Here is a 17,759-nt window from a genome sequence, read left to right on the forward strand (position 1 = left end):
ATAATAGGGTTGGCCTATCCATTGGTCAATTCACAAATCAGTTATGAATATCAACCCTAACTTTTAATGCAGCCGGATTAAAGCGCCTTCCAAACTTGTGCTTTTCCAGGCTCCTCACCTCGAGTCCACCATTTTGCTTGATATAGCGAACCGTTATGAGTAACTTTATCTCCTCCTACGTACACAGTATTTGCATCCCAAGCCGGTGCACCTGAGTCTACATTTGTGATGGTCACATCAAAAGATGTAGCTGTTGTATGTGTACCGTCAGACACAGCTACTGATACTGTCACTGTTGTGTCTTGAGCCACATCACCCGCTGTTAGTTGCACTGATGCACCTTGACCAGATACAGTAAGACCTGCTGGTACATTCCAAGTATACGTTAGTGGGTCATTGTTAGGGTCAGTCGCTACTACAGAGACATTTACAGATTGTGTTTCTTGTACAGTCACATTTGCTATTGGCTGAACAACTGGAGCACCAGCTGGTACATCTGCCTTCACTAACACAGATACTGTTTTCTCCGTAGCTGCGTTTTGGTCATCAGTTACGACGATTTTCAATTGGAAAGTTGTGTCAGTAGCCACTGATGGCGCAGTAATGCCAACTGTTGCTGTGTTTGCCGCTGTTAACGTAAGACCTTGACTTGACCAAGCATATGTTAATGCCGCACCTTCAGGGTCAGTTGCATTCACTGTAAGGTTAGTCGATTGGCCAGAGTTTAGTGTTAAATTTGCGTCAACGTTAACAACCGGTGCTCTGTTTACAGGCATACCACCAGTTAATCCATCATACATGGCATTTAAGATATCACCATTGTCTGCATCAACTTCCCAAGCGAATAGACCACCTAAATTGTGTAGGTTAACGTACTGGCCTTTTGCACGAACTGAGCGAGGGCTATCATACGTAAGAAGTTTACCCTTAGATTGGTTCCAAACCCAAGCTGCTTCAGCTTGTTCATCATATCCTACTGTGAAGCCATTCAAACCATTTCCACCACCAACAAGGTTTTTAGCAATTGCTTTATAGTCCATGATGCCAGCTTCCCAGACACCTTCGCTGGTGGAACCTGAATATTTACCATTACCCGGCGCTGTCATAGGATTGCCTGGAATAGTCGTATTTGAGTCAAATACGCCATCCCATCCACGGCCATACATAGCAGCACCTACAACGATTTTCTTCGAGTTAACACCTTGCGCTAATAAAGCTTTAACTGCGTTATCAAGTGTATATGCAGGACCTTTTCTTGGTTCACCATTATCGTCTAAGCCAGTTCCGTCACATTCACCTTGGCTTAAGTGTGAGCCGCAATATATGCCAGTTTGGTGACCTGTTACATTATTCCAACCACCGTAAAAATCGTAAGTCATGGCAAAGATGTAGTCCATGTATTGTTGAGCAACTTGATAGTCTACGTCTTCTATCTTGTCATAACCAGAGCCAATTGCAGAAGTAAGCTCATACTTACGACCCGTTTCGGCCTCTAACTCGTCAAGCATAACTCTTAGCTCTTGCATTAACGCAATGTAAGCTGGCCCATCATTTACAGGGTCACCCAAACCTGGGTTTGGACCATCACCACCTGGGAATTCCCAATCAATATCAACACCATCATAGAACTTCCAAGTTTTCAAAAACTGCTTCATTGATGCGACAAACGTGTCTCTGTTTGCTTTAGTTGTGAAGCCATGGAAAGGGTCTGATAGAGTCCAGCCACCTACTGAAGGTAAGATTTTCAGGTCAGGATAACGTTGTTTAAGCGCCATTAACTGAGCATATGTACCACGGATTGGGTCATTGTTGTCAGTACCAGGCAGCGTCTTCTGCACTGCCGCCCAAGGATCGTGAATTACAACTTCATAATCCTGAGAATCTGCACATGCTTTTTGTAATGCACGCCAGCTATTACCATTTTCAATTTCTTTCAAAGATTCGTTAGGTCCACAAATTGGAATGAATCCGTAAAGAAGGTGAGATAAGTTGTGCGCAGGAATATTAGACACATCAAAATCACGGCCGTAGATGCCCCACTCTACAAAGTAAGCACCCGTTACCATGCCTGGAATAGTGCCATTGTTAGCGTTATTAGGATCTACATCCATTGTTAATGGCTGTAAATGACCGCCGTCCGTATCTGCTATTACAATTGGTTTACCTGCACTTTTAGCACAACCAGTTGCGTCACAAATTTCTAGGTATAGTGTATGACGACCTGATTTAGTATACGGGAACGAAACTGTACCGCCCTTAGTGCCCGCTGCTAGAGGACCTTGATTTACGACTTGATTATCAAAATAAACTTTATAACTGTCGCCGCCTGTGCCACTCCATGAGTTCCACTTAATGTTTACTGTCACAACATCTTTAGCTTGTACGATTTGCTTGTACGAGCCATTACCTTCTAGATTTACATCTACAAACGAGTAGGTTTGCGGTTCCCAACTGATTTGTGGAGCTGAAGGTGCTGCCATCAATCCAGTAGACATCAATGCTAATCCTATAGCTGCAGTTAAATTATTAATTTTCATTACTATCTCAACCTTATTTTACATGTTATATCCAAACCCCAATAATTGGAGCGACCTTTACATCTGTTTAAATCTTTTTCCAAACCTGTGTTGTTCCAGGTTCTTCGCCTCGGTTCCACCACTTAGCTTCATAATCAACACCGTTATGGCTTACCTTATCGCCTGCTACGTATGTTTTTGACTTGTTCCAAGGTTTTAGTGTACTAGCGACGTTCTTAACGGTGATATCCGCAGTTGTTGTTGATGACAATTCGCCATCTGAAACACTGACTCCAACTGTATAGCTAGTGTCGTTTGTGACATCTGCGGCCTTTAATGTAATTGTTGCCCCTGTCCCTGTGAATGTAAGGCCTGCTGGAACGTCCCACGTATAACTCAGTTCCATTGTGTCACTATCAAAAGCGTGAACATGTAACTGGGCCTCTGTCAGTTCATTCATTATTATCGGATCAGGCTTATGTACTGTAGGTGGCGTGTTAGGTTGCTTAACCTGAATGGTTAAGTTGTACGTATTGGCTGCATCTGTTACAAACACTTCGTTGGTTAAAATATTATTTTGGTCGAAGTTTATGTTTCCATCAGCACCTTTTACGCCAACTTGCACATCTGTTGAGTAGTTAGTATTAAGTATATTTGCTAATTCTGTTTGCCAATTTGTTTCATTGGTCGATGTTATTTTTAGTGATTGCTTAATAATTTCTTGACCATTGCCGTTGAAAACTCTCGCCCAGACAGTATCGCCGGCGGTTGCATTTTGACCTTGCTTAATGAAATAACCGGCACTGATCCAATCGACTGGTTGAACATCTGTCACGATATTGATGTCTGAACAATTATAAAAGCCTTCACCAGCCACATCGTTGCGTTGCCAACGGGTATATAGAATTGCTCTGCCACTTCTTTCTTGAGGAATATTTAACGTCATTTCGTAGAATTTTTTACCGTCTGGGTCTGTAACAAAGTTGATGTTGCCTACCTCAGTAATCAAATCCAGATCTGTCCAATTGAGCATATCTGTAGTGGCATTAAATGTAGGTTTCGTTAAATAGAATTTCCAAAAGCTTGGGTTGTGTGGTGTTGTTGCTCTAAATCGTATTGCAACCTCCCCGTTTGCATTTGGCTTAACATCAGTTATTTGCCAATCTGCATGGGGTAGGTTCATGCCTCTTTTTTCATTAGAACCTGCCGCACAAAGTGTGCCATCTGGTATTGCGGCTTCTACGGCTGCTTGGTTGTTATAATCAGCAATAAGTGACGCAAATTCATGCTCTTGTACAAACTGAACATATCCTGATTCTAAAAATGCTGCCCTACATGCCAAGTTTGGAATGTTTGACCCATCGTCTGGCCACCAATAACCGCCTTGTGCCTCACAGATTGATTGTCTTGCTTTTGGGTAGTCCATAAAGCCATGTGCAGATGCATTGATTGAATGTAATGTCAGATAGGCTGTACAAGCAACAGAGACTGACGTTAAAACCTTTCTTTTTAGAGTTTTCATTTCGCTCACCTTGATACTACATGCTGATTTTTTTGTTATGTTGACTTCGGTTTTGTGGAGGAGGTTGCCCTCCTCCAATTACTTTCTAAAGTGAACAGACTTTTTGATAATCTGAACTTGTAGATGGTTGCTTATTACTCCACCATTTAGCTTTATAAACGCCTTTTCCATCGATTATAAGGTCACCTTGGCCAGCATGTGTACCGCGCGGAAATGTTGGGTATACAGGGATTTCCGCAATTGGTGTGCCTTCACAGTGAGTGATAGGTCCACCATTACCATCTCCTGGTTTAGCAGCCGGCAGTGTCGGATGTTCAAACTTAAACGCGTAACGTTTACCATCTTTTTCTGCTGTAAAGTTAACTGGACCAGTTACTGGCATGTAGTACATAACTTGAGCATTGACAGACTCACCCGGTGCAAATGACTTAGGTTGATTGCCCCAATCATCGATAAACGTGATTGAGAATCTATGGAAGTCATTATCAAAGCCACCAATGTTGTTCCCTGCTGCATTAGAGCTATTTACGTCTACAGCCATAATTAATTTCTCTTGCGCATTCCAATTAGACTTGAAGATTGCAGAAGTTGACACTGGAACATCAAACGATATTTTCGCACCAGATAAATCAATATTGGAGTTATTGGTAAACGTAAATGTTGGCGCTATAGGGTAGTTATCATCACCTACTGGGAAGTTTTTAGCTTCAAATGATATGTCAACTTGTTCAGTTGGTACTTGGAAAGCTATGTCACCGCGATGTACATCGTATTGCGAACCTGACTGTTTGAACTTGTTATAAGCTAACGTTGTCATACTCGAACCCATGAAGTACTCGCCTTTCGCTTGGTCGTAATCGAAGTCACCGGCTAGTTCCCAGAACATGATACCGCCAAGACCTTTATTGATTACGTAATCGACTTTAGTGCCCATAGATTCTTCATCTTCAATTGAGATGAATACATTTTTTTGTGCATTCCATAACCAAGGGGCTACTGCAACAGAGTCATAGTGACGTGTATAAGTACCTGTTAATTGGTCTGCTGGATCTGTATCAGGTGTTAAGCCATAAATCGATAGGTAGCTAGGTACAACCCCGTTTTGAAGGTTTTTAGCATGCCATAATGGGTTTGAGCCAGCAGGAATTTCTAAACCAACATCGTTCTTGTCGTGCCATAGGTTGTCAATGCCAACAGCACCATTACCGCATTTGTTTTTCTCGCCTACACCAGTACCCGGTGCACAGTCGGCTTGATTTGGAAGTGCTGCTTGACCCCAAAGACCATTTGTACCACCTTGAACATCTTTAAAACCACGTGTGTAGTATGGGATACCGATATTAATTCGACCAGCAGATAGCCCACCTTGGAAATATTTAACTGCCCAGTCTGTATTTAGGTAGCCAATGCCTTCAAACTCTTTTGTGCCGTAAACATTCCAAGCCTTAAGTTCTGAATCCTCACCTGTATCGTATAGCGCTGCGTTATGTCCAACGTGTGAGTTCCAAGCACCGTGCAAGTCATATGACATGATATTTACATAGTCTAGGTATTTAGTAACTTGGAATGTTTCCATTCCGCGTAATAAGTAGCCAGATGAAGGAGACGCAATTGTTAACATGTAATGGACGCCGTCTTGTTGGCCTGCTTTATCAAGTTCTTCACGAAGACGTTTCATTAAGACTTGATATGACGCGTTCAACCCTGCACGTCTTGCATTTGAGATTGGGAAATCATCTGGGTGGCCAGAGTCTTTCATTGAAGAAGGATATTCATAATCAATATCTACGCCATCAAATCCATATTTACGAATGAATTCAACAGAGCTCGCAACAAATGTCTCGATACCTGCATTATTAATTGAACCATCCGCATTTGTAGTCATGGTATAGAAACCACCACTGTTAACTCTGGAGCCATCAGGACCAAAGAAACCACCTGTTTCTGCCCAGCCGCCAACACTGATCAATGTTTTGACATCTGGATACTGCTTTTTGTACTTAGTTAAAAGGTTGAAGTGGCCTTTGTAAGGCAATGTTGGGTCTAATTCAGCGCCAGCAACGCCTGGCCATTCCATGTTAGTCGCTGGATTACCCGCAGCGTTAGGATCTCCGATTGACACTTTGTTTGCAGCATCGACATGTGCAAATGCATAGTTGATGTGGGTAATCTTGTCCCATGGAATATCATTTACGAGGTACGAAGGCTGACCATTTGCACCGTTTCTCCAACTTGTGAAATAACCGATAACCCTACGTGGATGATCCGCACCCATAAGTTCACGGCCATTTGCGTCATAGATTGTACAGTAAGGTGTATTAACGCCAGGAGTTTGGTATAGACCATCTGGTTTACATGCATCGCGGTCGCCTGGCACTTGTGCACCAACTTGAAGCTGAGTCGTGACACTAGTACTTGCATTTTCATTGTCAGTAACAGTCAGTGTGAAGTTGTAAGTACCATCTGCTGGTGCAACCCAAGTGTGTTCTGTTGCAGTGCCGTTAGTTGCGACGACTTCTGTACCATTTACAGCAAAGCTTAGTTTACTTAATGTTCCATCTGCATCAGAACCTGAAAGTGAGAAAACAACATTGCTTCCGACAACGAGTTCTACAGGCTTTGATTTAATGTCTAACGCAGCAACAGGCGCTTCATTTACAGGAGTAGATGTTTTTACTGTCAAGAGATTTGATAGTATGTTTGAAGCCTCATTCTTGTCATCAAATGCTTTAGCGCTTATTTGATATTGACCTGGTTGTCCTGCCGTCCAATTAGTATCAAATGTGTCTGCTACGCCTGTGGTATCAGTTGCAATGAGCGTGTTGTCAACATAAAACTCCACTCGATTTACGTTTCCGTCAACGTCAACTGCATTTACACTTATGGCAACGCTGTCATTTTGGTTAAATTCAGAACCTGAAACTGGTTTTAACTGACTGATTACCGGTGGGTTATTAACAGCTCCGCCACTACATTCACCTAGTTTTTTCCATTCCTGATTTGGGCCTGAATTTGTAGCAGGCTCTGACCTTGTCCACCATTTTGCTTCATAGGCAGTATTTGTTTGTACTACCTGATTACCGCCTACGTAAGTATAGCCGTTTTGCCAATCTGCTAGACCTGTACAATCGTATGCACTTGCATATGTTGTGCTAATTGCAATTGCGATTGAACTCAACTTGAGTGCATTTATTATATGATTTCTCATTTTCATTTTATCACCAACCTTTACATTAATTGTGATTAACATTTGTTAAATAAAGCTAACATAGAAATTAAACACGTCAATGTTGGTGTGGTTAAATAATGAACACCTTTTCTTTTCAATTAATACTAATGTACTGCATTTACATGCTCTTTATGAATAAAACTAATTTTTCGGGTTGTAAGCTACATATGAATCCAATTCATCTCTTTTATAGGTAAATTTTAATACTATTGCATATATAACAGTTGGTTATTAATAGTTTGTGTCTGAACTGGGTCTAAATGTAAACTTTCGCATTAATAAAAGTTATCCGAAAGTTTACGCGTACGTAAACTTTGTTAAGTTATAAGCTATATCCAATGGTTATATAAAATAGTAATTAAATATCTGTTAATTTGATTTCGCACACAGATATTTTTCAAATGCCATTTTTATGAAATGGCATTTGATTTAGACTTAAGTCTTATAAACTATAGGGGTTTTGTATTTTTGGTAGGAGAATAGTTTAAGTTGTAAGTGGTATTTTAATAGAAACAGTCACGCCGCCGTCTCTATTATTGCTTAATGATATCACCCCTTGATGGTTAGAAATGATTCCGTAGGCTACCGCGAGGCCCATTCCAGTGCCCTCGCCTAAAGGCTTTGTTGAGAAAAAAGGGTCAAACACCTTACTGATACTACTTTCTTCTATTCCTTTGCCGTTATCTATGACTTGAATTAATGCAGTATTGTTATGTTTATGGGCTTTTAATACTAACGTTGCTCTATATTGTGGATTCATTTCCCGTTTTTCTAAACAAGATTGAGCGGCATTAACCAGTATATTTATAAATGCTTGTGTTAGATTTGCTTTATTTCCTTCGATCAGCAGCTCTGGCTCACAATCAATGTTAACTTGCAGCTGTTTGAGTCTGTTTTCTAATAATTGTGTTGCTTGGTCTATTACTTCTTTAATTTCAAATTCAGTATTTGTCACTATTTTAGGTTTAGCAAAATCTAGAAGGTTAGCGACTATTTTGCTGATCCGCTGGCATCCCTCAATACAATCTTCTGAGATATCTGATACATCCTGTATCAAATCTGAAGTTGATATGGTTTGTTGTAGCTTTTCAACCTCAATTTTAAATTCCGCAAAAGAATACTCGTTATTAATTAGCTTTGTTACAGCTCTTAAATAAAGAGCTATATCGTCAGAGTAACTTGTTAGAGTATCTAAATTACATGTTAGATAAGCCAGAGGGTTATTTATTTCATGTGCAACTCCCGCTGAAAGCGTGCCTAGAGTCGCCATTTTTTCTGACTGTACAACAGCTAATTGCTGCTGTTGTAATTGTTCGAGCTTTTTTTCTAGTTCGACATTAAGTGTGTAAAGCTTGCTTGTTTTTTCTTCTAGTAGTTGCTCTAGTTCGTCTCTAGCTTGTTTTTCTCGCAGGTACGCTTTGTAATAATTTTGCATAGTTAGCCGTGACTAATAATAAATGTACAAACTTGATCATGCTTATGTGTACAGGTGGTTTGTTGTATTTCTACCTGTTCATCGAAATGTTCGGCGCAGCCATAAATGAGCCCTTCAGCACAAAAGCATAATTTTCTAGGGGAATTATAGATTAACTCTATCGTGTTTGAGTCAATCACATTTGCGCTAATGGTAGGTAGATTTGGCTCATCATAAAGCTTTTCAACTTCACGATGTATAACTTCGTCAATTGAAACTATGAGCTCTTCGAAAGTTTTGAACTCAGAAACTATCGCTGGATGTTTTTTTGCCAGAAAAGAAAACAAGTATGTTCCAAATGCTTTTAGGGTATCAGGGAGTGGTAGCTCAAGTACTTGAGATACACTTACTGCCATATTCACTAATTCTTCATCTGGATAAGATCTTGCACTTACATAAACCCTATCAGCAGGACAATACTTTTCTAAAAGCTCCTCCCATAAGTCCATTCCTTTAGTTTCAATTACTAACTCCTCTAAACACCTAAAAATTAAACCTTTCATACAGAGCCCTCTTTGATAGAGTTCATTTGATTGTTGGTTGATAGTAATTTAGTAAGACTTTGCATGTCCGCAATTTCAGAGTTTAAAATGTCCGATACTAAGCTTTCTATGTCAGTATTCATATTTTCTAGGACCGCCTTACATATTAGTGCTAATTCTGAACTTGGCTTTTCAATGATGGCTTTTTGCCTTTTTTGAATAAAGGATTGTTCAACTCCCCAAGCCGATGCATATCGGTTAAGAACTGACAGTTCGAAAGACTGTCTAAATCCGACCTTTAAATATAAATGAATTACTTTGTTGATCCAGTAACTGAATATTATACAAAATATAGTAATACATTCGTTTTCATCTACATTGTTGTGCCTTGCAAATGCAAATGATTTGATGCCCCAACAGAAGAAAAGCTTTATGGCTTGATTGATTTCAACCCAGCCAACCGTATCAATAAATTTGTCAATAAATTCCAATTGCTCATTAAGCATTTTTGTTGTTGTTCTTAGGATTGCTCGTCTGTCAGCATTATCTAATTTTGAGACATCTAAATAAGCTTCTAGTTCTGATGTGGTATTTAAATACTGGGACTCTTTAACAGGCGTTTGGTCATTGCTTATTTTTGGTAATGGAACGTACGGTACAAAACCTTGTTGTACAGCGTTGTCGCCAGCAATATCAAAACAGTTGGCCTTTTGATAAAAATAACCTAAGAAATTGATATCTTCGATTGAAAATGGTTTGGGCATGAAAATATTGGCACACACGTGATTAAAATCGCTACGCACTGAGTCAATGTCTCCTGACATAAGCACTCTAATGGTAGTTGGGCTTTTTAGTTGTACTATTTTTAATGCCTGTTCTCCGTTCATTGAAGGCATTTGATAATCTGTAATAAATAAGTCATACATTACATCAGAATTTGAAAGATACTGCTCAACCAACGTAGGATCGTTTATAGTGACAATATTATCGACTTTTAGCACTCGTGACAGCGATCTTGCAAGAGATCTAAGTATTAGTTTATCGTCATCTAATATCAGAACATTCGTTGGTTTTATTTTCATCAAAAGCGTGCCTATTATATTGTTTCTTATTAAAGTTTAGTCTAGTTTTAAAACTAATAACAAATCAATAATTGTGTGTTGGAGTACTTCTTATTTATGAATGACGAACCAATTGTCGTACTTTGCCTTGATGATGAAAAAAGTGTGCTCAATTCTTTAGGTCGGCTCTTGAGACAAAATGGAATAAAGGCAGAATTATTCCAGTCTGGTCATGAAGCTTTGGATCGAGTTAGGGAAATTGATTTTGATGTCATTATTTCTGATATGAGAATGCCAAATATGGATGGTGCTGAGTTTTTGACTCATGCAAAGGCAATTTCTCCAGATGCCAGAAGAATCTTATTAACTGGCTATTCAGATATCCAAGACACAATCAATGCTATCAACAGCGGTGGAATACACGGTTACCTCCAAAAACCTTGGAACAACGAGCAGTTAGTAAGAGAAATTAATAAAGCAGCTGAGTTAACTAAATTAAAAAAGCAAAATGATCTATTACAAAAGCAGGTACAAGCACAAAACGAAGAACTTAAAGAACTCAATACAAATCTGGAAAGTTTAGTAGAAAAACGGACTTCGCAAATCAGGCAAGTACTTAAACAACTTGAATCAGCAAATGAAAATGAGAAGAAAGAACACCGAAGCACAGTAGAGCTACTCTATAATTTTATTAATGCAAACCCATACCTCGATGCCGATAAGGCTAAACATATTGCTAAACTTTGCTACCAAGTAGCAAAAGGTCTTTCATTGAGTTCTGAAATTGCTGATATGGTAAGAATGTCAGGGTATCTATCGCAAGTAGGGTTACTAGCTATGGACCCTACTCTATATTCACGGCCTTTCCATGAATTGGATGCAGAAAAGAAGAAAGTATTTTTAACGCATCCTGCCACTGCACAATTAATGTTAATGCCTGCTCAGCATTTAAGTGATGTAGCCGAGTCAATTTATAGTCAATTTGAGAAGTATAACGGTCAAGGTGTTCCCAAAGGTATAAAAGGAAAAGAAATACCGATAGGAGCACAAATACTTGCGGTTGCAAGAGACTATATAGAGCACCTGTATCAAAGCCAACGTCCAATGGACGAACGGAAAGAAAACGCTTTGGAAATTATAAAGATGTATAGTGGCAGTTTTTACCATCCAAAAGTTGTTGAGTCGCTACTTAATGTGTTGTCTAAAGATCAGACCGAAACAGATAAAGTTGGCAGCATGAGTATACTCACTGCACAACAGCTCAAAGCTGGTATGGAGTTAGGATTAGCAATGCATAATGCTCAAGGCATAATGTTATTACCTAAAGGTCATATTTTTTCAGAGAACTCAATTTCCAAGTTGCAGCAACTAGAGACTCAAAAGCCTACCCCTTTTAGAATCATGATTGTAGATAATTAATTATGTTAAATTTAGTCTCAATGAAAAAAAATTGAGACTAACACCTTCAACAATAAGAACATATTGCCATTTATACGAACACATCATACTTAATTGCATTCGGGATAATTCAGCAATGAGTTGTTATTAACTAGTTTGTTCAAAAAGAAAGCTGAAGCGAACTGTTGAAGCGAACTGTTGAAGCGAACTGTTGAAGCGAACTGTTGAAGCGAACTGTTGAAGCGAACTGTTGAAGCGAACTGTTGAAGCGAACTGTTGAAGCGAACTGTTGAAGCGAACTGTTGAAGCGAACTGTTGAAGCGAACTGTTGAAGCGAACTGTTGAAGCGAACTGTTGAAGCGAACTGTTGAAGCGAACTGTTGAAGCGAACTGTTGAAGCGAACTGTTGAAGCAAAACAAACTGCACCTAAGGTATAGGTGCAGTTTGTAAATGGTTATTTATTGAACTTTTCAGCCAAGTATAACCATGTTTCTAATACTGTATCTGGATTTAGTGAAACAGTATCTATTCCCTGCTCTACAAGCCAAGCTGCAAAGTCTTCGTGATCAGACGGACCTTGCCCACAAATACCAACATACTTGCCCTTTTCTTTAGCAGTTTTAATTGCCATTGATAGTAGCTTTTTGATTGCCGGATTTCTTTCATCAAATAAGTGAGCAATTAGACCTGAATCTCTATCAAGACCTAATGTTAACTGAGTCAAATCATTTGAACCAATTGAGAAACCATCGAAGTACTCTAAAAATTCATCGGCAAGTAGTGCATTAGAAGGTAACTCACACATCATGATAACACGAAGACCATTCTCTCCGCGCTTTAGACCATGCTCTTCTAATAGTTCAATAACTTTAGCTGCTTCTTCAAGTGTTCTTACAAATGGAATCATAATTTCGACATTTGTAAGACCCATCTCATTGCGAACTCGTTTAATTGCTTCACATTCTAATGCAAAACATTCTCTGAAGTCTTCAGAAATATAACGAGAAGCACCACGGAAACCAATCATTGGGTTCTCTTCTTCCGGCTCATATTGCTGTCCACCGATTAAGTTTGCATATTCGTTTGACTTAAAGTCAGACATACGAACAATTACTTTTTCAGGAGCGAAAGCTGCGCCAAGTGTAGAAATCCCTTCGACTAACTTTGCAATATAAAACTCTACAGGTGAGTCATAACCGGCAATGATATCGCTGATTTCTGCTTTAAGTTCTTCAGACTGACTATCAAAATTAATAAGTGCTTTAGGGTGGACACCTATCATACGATTGATAATAAACTCTAAACGAGCAAGGCCGATACCAGCATGTGGTAATTTTGCAAAGTCGAACGCACGGTCTGGGTTACCAACATTCATCATGATCTTTAAAGGTAGATCAGGCATAGAATCTATACGTGATGAAATAACTTCGTATTTCAATTCATCTTCATAAATATAACCTGTGTCACCCTCAGCACATGAAACTGTTACAGCATCACCGTGTTTAATAGTGTCAGTTGCGTTACCACAACCAACTACAGCAGGGATACCTAATTCACGAGCAATGATCGCTGCGTGACACGTTCTGCCACCGCGATTAGTTACAATTGCTGAAGCTCGTTTCATGATAGGTTCCCAATCTGGGTCTGTCATGTCAGTAACAAGCACATCGCCTTGTTGAACTTTATCCATCTCATCAATTGATGTTAAAACTCTAACAATGCCTGAACCAATCTTATGGCCAATTGCTCGACCTTCGCATACTACATTTGATTTCTCTTGTAGCTGGAAACGTTCCATCACGTTTGAGTCTTCGTTTGAGCGGACTGTTTCTGGTCTAGCTTGTACTATATACAGCTTGCCGTCGTTACCATCTTTTGCCCATTCGATATCCATAGGGCGGCCATAGTGTTTTTCGATGATAACAGCTTGTTTTGCGAGCTCTTGAACTTCTTCGTCTGTAATTGAGAATTTGTTCGAAAGAGCTGGGTCCATATCAACAATCTCTACTTGTTTACCATGTGATTCATCACTTGAGTAAATCATCTGAATTGCTTTAGAACCGATATTTCTTCTTACTACAGCAGGTTTGCCATTGGCTAAAGTAGGCTTATGAACATAAAACTCATCTGGATTAACAGCGCCCTGTACGACCATTTCACCTAGGCCATAGCTTGAAGTTACGAATACTACATCCTCAAAACCTGATTCAGTATCAATAGAGAACATTACACCAGAAGATGCTTTGTCTGAACGCACCATTCTCTGGATGCCTGCGGAAAGTGCTACACCTCTATGATCGTAACCTTGGTGTACACGGTAAGAAATCGCTCGGTCATTGAAAAGCGAAGCAAAAACGTGCTTGATAGCAACCATTACTGCGTCAATACCACGAACATTTAGGAAAGTTTCTTGTTGGCCAGCAAATGATGCGTCTGGCATATCTTCTGCAGTTGCAGATGAACGAACAGCAAAAGATACGTCATTGCTATCGTCACCATGGAGGGTTTTGTAAGCTTCTCGAATTGCTTGGTCTAATTCTGGTTGGAAAGGAGTGTCGATGACCCATTGTCTGATCTGGCTACCTACTTTTGCCAGTTCGTTGACGTCGTCAACATCTAGGGTGTCTAAAATAGTGTGGATTTTTTCATTGAGCCCTGATTGCTCTAGAAATTCATTAAACGCATCTGCTGTAGTTGCGAATCCACCTGGTACTTGTACACCAGCGTTAGCAAGGTTAGATATCATTTCACCAAGAGAAGCGTTTTTACCACCAACTCGAGGTACGTCATGCATACCCAATTCTTGATACCAGAGAACGTAGTCTTGCACGGAACTGTCTCCAAAAACAAATTGTAATAAATGTGAGAGATTAATTGACCTTCCTTTAGGTCGAAGGCATTCTACAACGGTAAGTATAGCCGCGTAAACCAAGACTTGAAAAAATACTAAAAAAGTAATGAAAAGGTTAAAATGAGAACAGCATTCTATATATCAGATGGCACTGCCATTACAGCAGAAGTTTTTGGTCATGCAACATTGTCAATGTTCCCGGTAGAATTTGACCATAAAACAATGCCCTTCATCGAATCAGTTGAAAAAGCTCATACAATAAAAGCGACTATAGATAAAGTTGCACAAACCAGTGGTGAGCCTCCACTCGTATTCTTTACATTTGTTAACCCTGAATTGTCAGATATTATTTTATCTTCAAAAGGTGTTTGCTACGACTTTTTATCCTATGCTAGCGAAATTGTTAAACGAGAGCTAAAAGTTAAACCAGTACCTAAGGTTCACAGAACACATAGCATTCATGAAAAAACGTATGATTTCAGAATATCAGCTGTTAACTACGCACTTGCAAATGATGATGGCGCGAACGTTAAAGACTATGATGAAGCAGATATTATTTTAGTCGGTGTCAGTCGAAGTGGTAAAACACCCGCAAGTTTGTATCTAGCTTTACAATATGGCATAAAAGCAGCTAACTACCCTATTACCGAAGATGATCTTGAAAAAGGTAACTTTCCAAAATTTCTATTAGAACATAAAAGTAAGTTATTTGGATTGACGATAGATCCAGAAAGATTGGCTTCAATTCGACAGGAGAGAATGGCTAATTCCAAATATGCGTCAATAAGACAGTGTCGTATTGAGGTACGTGAAGTAGAAATGTTATTTAAAAGACATAAAACGCCTTTTTTGAATTCTACGAAATTCTCTGTTGAAGAAATCTCTGCAAAAATTATTGCGGAAGCAGGCTTATCCAGAAATAAATATTAAAAAAGGCCGCATTAAAGCGGCCTTATTTATTAAACTCTGTCTCTAGCATCCTTAAGTAAATCAGCAACTAAGAATCCGAGTTCTAAAACTTGATCTGCATTCAACCTAGGGTCACACTGAGTTCGGTAGCGTTGTGCTAGGTCTTCATCAGATAAGCCATATGCGCCACCAATACATTCTGTCACATGCTGTCCAGTCATTTCTAAATGCACACCACCAGGGTAAGTTCCCTCTGACTTGTGAACTGCAAAGAATTGGCTTATTTCTCTCAGAATGTTGTTAAAGCTTCTCGTCTTATAGCCAGTGCTTGCTTTCTCTGTATTACCATGCATCGGATCAGAAGACCAAACCACGTTCCTGCCCTCAGATTTTACTTTTCTGACCAAGTTTGGCAGCTTTTCAGGTAAAATGTCCGCTCCCATTCTTGTTATAAGAGTTAGTCTACCAGGTATATTTTCAGGGTTTAAAGCGTCAATTAATCTGATTAATTCATCAGGGTCCATGCCCGGACCAACTTTAACACCTATTGGGTTCTTTATGCCTCTAAAGAACTCGATATGAGCATGGTCTAACTGCCTAGTGCGTTCCCCAATCCATACGAAATGCGCGGAACAATCATACCAATCGCCAGATAAATGATCTCTTCTTGTCAACGCCTGTTCATACCCAAGAAGCAAAGCTTCATGGGATGTGTATAGATGGGTTTCTTTTAGACTAGGCGCAACAGAAGCATCAATACCGCACACTTCCATAAACTCTAAAGCATCTTGAATGCGATTTGCCATTTGTTGAAATTTATCTCGTAAAGGATTAGCTGCAACAAAACTCATGTTCCAACGGCTTACCTGGTGTAAATCTGCAAGTCCACCCTGTGCAAAGGCTCTAAGTAAGTTTAATGTTGAAGCACTGTGATGATATGCTTTCATCAACCTGTTTGGGTCAGGGATCCGAGCTTCTTCCGTAAATTCAAAATTATTGATGATGTCACCACGATATGATGGAAGCGAAACACCATTAATCGTTTCATAGTCAGATGATCTCGGTTTTGCATATTGGCCGGCCATTCGCGCTATTTTAACTACTGGGCATTTACCACCATAAGTAAGAACGACAGCCATCTGCAATAAAGTTTTGAATGTGTCTCTAATGTTGGTTGCACTGAAATCTGAAAATGATTCTGCGCAATCACCACCCTGTAGCAAAAAAGCTTTACCATTACACACATCTGCAAGGTTCTTGTATAGGCTTCTGGTTTCTTCTGCAAAAACAAGCGGCGGAGCTGCATTTAATTCAGCTTCTACATTTTTTAATAGGTTCTTATCTGGGTATTCCGGTTGTTGTACAATCGGATGTTCTCTCCAGCTATCTGGACTCCAAGGTTTCATTTCTCATTCCTCATTAGTTACCTCACAATGCACGTTATCGTATAGGACGGTAAGCATCAAGCACAAATTAGTTAAATTTCAATTATTTTACTAATAACATCTACCACCTAAGAACACATCATACTTTATTGTTTTAAATTTAACTTCAATAATGTGCATAATTAAAACAAAAGTATTCAAAATAACACGCCTTTTGGGCATTAATTGATTAACGCTGAATTGTGATTATGTTAAATAACTCCTATCTTAGAGGGTTTTCAGGGATACGTTTAGTATTAACCAGTGGAACCTGAAGCAATAATGGAAGTTACTGAGAAAATTTCAAATGTAAGTATTTCAATTTTGATTTTTTAAACTGTAATTTGTCTTTTTTTATTAATGAGTTTTTATATTTTAAGCCCATTCCTATTTCTTTTTTGAGTATCATTTGAACTTACTCTGTTAATTTTAATTAGCACACTTCCATACCTTTTAAATTCTAACTATGGTTGATAAATGTTGTTTTCGTTCTACCCAGTCCTGGAGAAATGATTAAAAATGATATTATGTGCTTAAATTTAATACATCCCCTCATTTTTCAGATTAATCATTAGAGCAATATAATCAAATTAGTAATCTCCTTTAACAGATTCTTAATGATCCTGTACGTTTATCGAAGTTATTAAGATTAATATTGAGATATCTTAAATTAAAAAAATGGCAATAATAAATTGTGGATTCGTGGATTCGTGGATTCGTGGATTCGTGGATTCGTGGATTCGTGGATTCGTGGATTCGTGGATTCGTGGATTCGTGGATTCGTGGATTCATTTCATATTTTATAGATAACTACTTTCCCATTCTTATTTTGAAAAGTGATTATCCTTAGTACTCTTAATTGCCTTTTTCTATGTACAGTAGCACCGAGGCT

General features: G+C 39.1%; 10 protein-coding genes. 2 read left to right on the forward strand and 8 right to left on the reverse strand.

Annotated elements, in window-relative coordinates; all coding sequences use genetic code 11:
• Positions 1–77 precede the first annotated feature (77 nt).
• From S4054249_RS23125 to S4054249_RS23150, 6 genes are all read right to left on the reverse strand, one after another.
• Positions 78–2,537, reverse strand: a complete 2,460-nt coding sequence (locus S4054249_RS23125; protein WP_046358241.1) for a glycosyl hydrolase family 18 protein — start codon at positions 2,535–2,537, stop codon at positions 78–80.
• 67 nt (positions 2,538–2,604) lie between these two features.
• Positions 2,605–4,038 (reverse strand): lytic polysaccharide monooxygenase, encoded by a 1,434-nt coding sequence (locus S4054249_RS23130; protein WP_046358242.1) that lies wholly within the window; start codon positions 4,036–4,038, stop codon positions 2,605–2,607.
• An 85-nt stretch (positions 4,039–4,123) separates the two neighbouring features.
• Positions 4,124–7,246, reverse strand: coding sequence for a glycosyl hydrolase family 18 protein (locus S4054249_RS23135; protein WP_046358257.1), 3,123 nt, complete (start codon positions 7,244–7,246; stop codon positions 4,124–4,126).
• Between the two features lie 505 nt (positions 7,247–7,751).
• Positions 7,752–8,702: a sensor histidine kinase gene (locus S4054249_RS23140; protein WP_046358243.1), complete on the reverse strand. Its 951-nt coding sequence runs from the start codon at positions 8,700–8,702 to the stop codon at positions 7,752–7,754.
• Between the two features lie 2 nt (positions 8,703–8,704).
• A complete protein-coding gene (locus S4054249_RS23145; protein WP_046358244.1) occupies positions 8,705–9,244 on the reverse strand; it encodes a heme NO-binding domain-containing protein in 540 nt (179 codons plus the stop codon).
• Positions 9,241–10,305 carry a response regulator gene (locus S4054249_RS23150; protein WP_046358245.1) on the reverse strand — a complete coding sequence of 355 codons (1,065 nt, stop codon included), beginning with the start codon at positions 10,303–10,305 and terminating at the stop codon, positions 9,241–9,243. Before S4054249_RS23150 ends, S4054249_RS23145 begins: the two co-directional genes overlap by 4 nt.
• A 96-nt stretch (positions 10,306–10,401) precedes the next feature.
• Here S4054249_RS23150 and S4054249_RS23155 point away from each other — a divergent pair, with 96 nt between their 5' ends.
• Positions 10,402–11,703, forward strand: a complete 1,302-nt coding sequence (locus tag S4054249_RS23155; RefSeq protein WP_046358246.1) for an HD domain-containing phosphohydrolase — start codon at positions 10,402–10,404, stop codon at positions 11,701–11,703.
• A gap of 434 nt (positions 11,704–12,137) precedes the next feature.
• On the opposite strand, the gene ppsA is transcribed toward S4054249_RS23155, so the two are convergent.
• Positions 12,138–14,513 (reverse strand): phosphoenolpyruvate synthase, encoded by a 2,376-nt coding sequence (gene ppsA, locus S4054249_RS23160; RefSeq protein WP_046358247.1) that lies wholly within the window; start codon positions 14,511–14,513, stop codon positions 12,138–12,140.
• A 141-nt stretch (positions 14,514–14,654) separates the two neighbouring features.
• Between ppsA and ppsR the strand changes: the two genes are divergently transcribed.
• Positions 14,655–15,464, forward strand: a complete 810-nt coding sequence (gene ppsR / locus S4054249_RS23165) for a posphoenolpyruvate synthetase regulatory kinase/phosphorylase PpsR (protein WP_046358248.1) — start codon at positions 14,655–14,657, stop codon at positions 15,462–15,464.
• Positions 15,465–15,493: 29 nt separating this feature from the next.
• On the opposite strand, the gene S4054249_RS23170 is transcribed toward ppsR, so the two are convergent.
• On the reverse strand, positions 15,494–16,849 hold the full coding sequence (locus S4054249_RS23170) for a class II 3-deoxy-7-phosphoheptulonate synthase (protein ID WP_046358249.1): 1,356 nt from the start codon (positions 16,847–16,849) through the stop codon (positions 15,494–15,496).
• Positions 16,850–17,759: the final 910 nt, after the last annotated feature.

The sequence above is a fragment of the Pseudoalteromonas luteoviolacea genome, from assembly GCF_001750165.1.
Taxonomy (GTDB): Bacteria; Pseudomonadota; Gammaproteobacteria; order Enterobacterales; family Alteromonadaceae; genus Pseudoalteromonas; species Pseudoalteromonas luteoviolacea_G.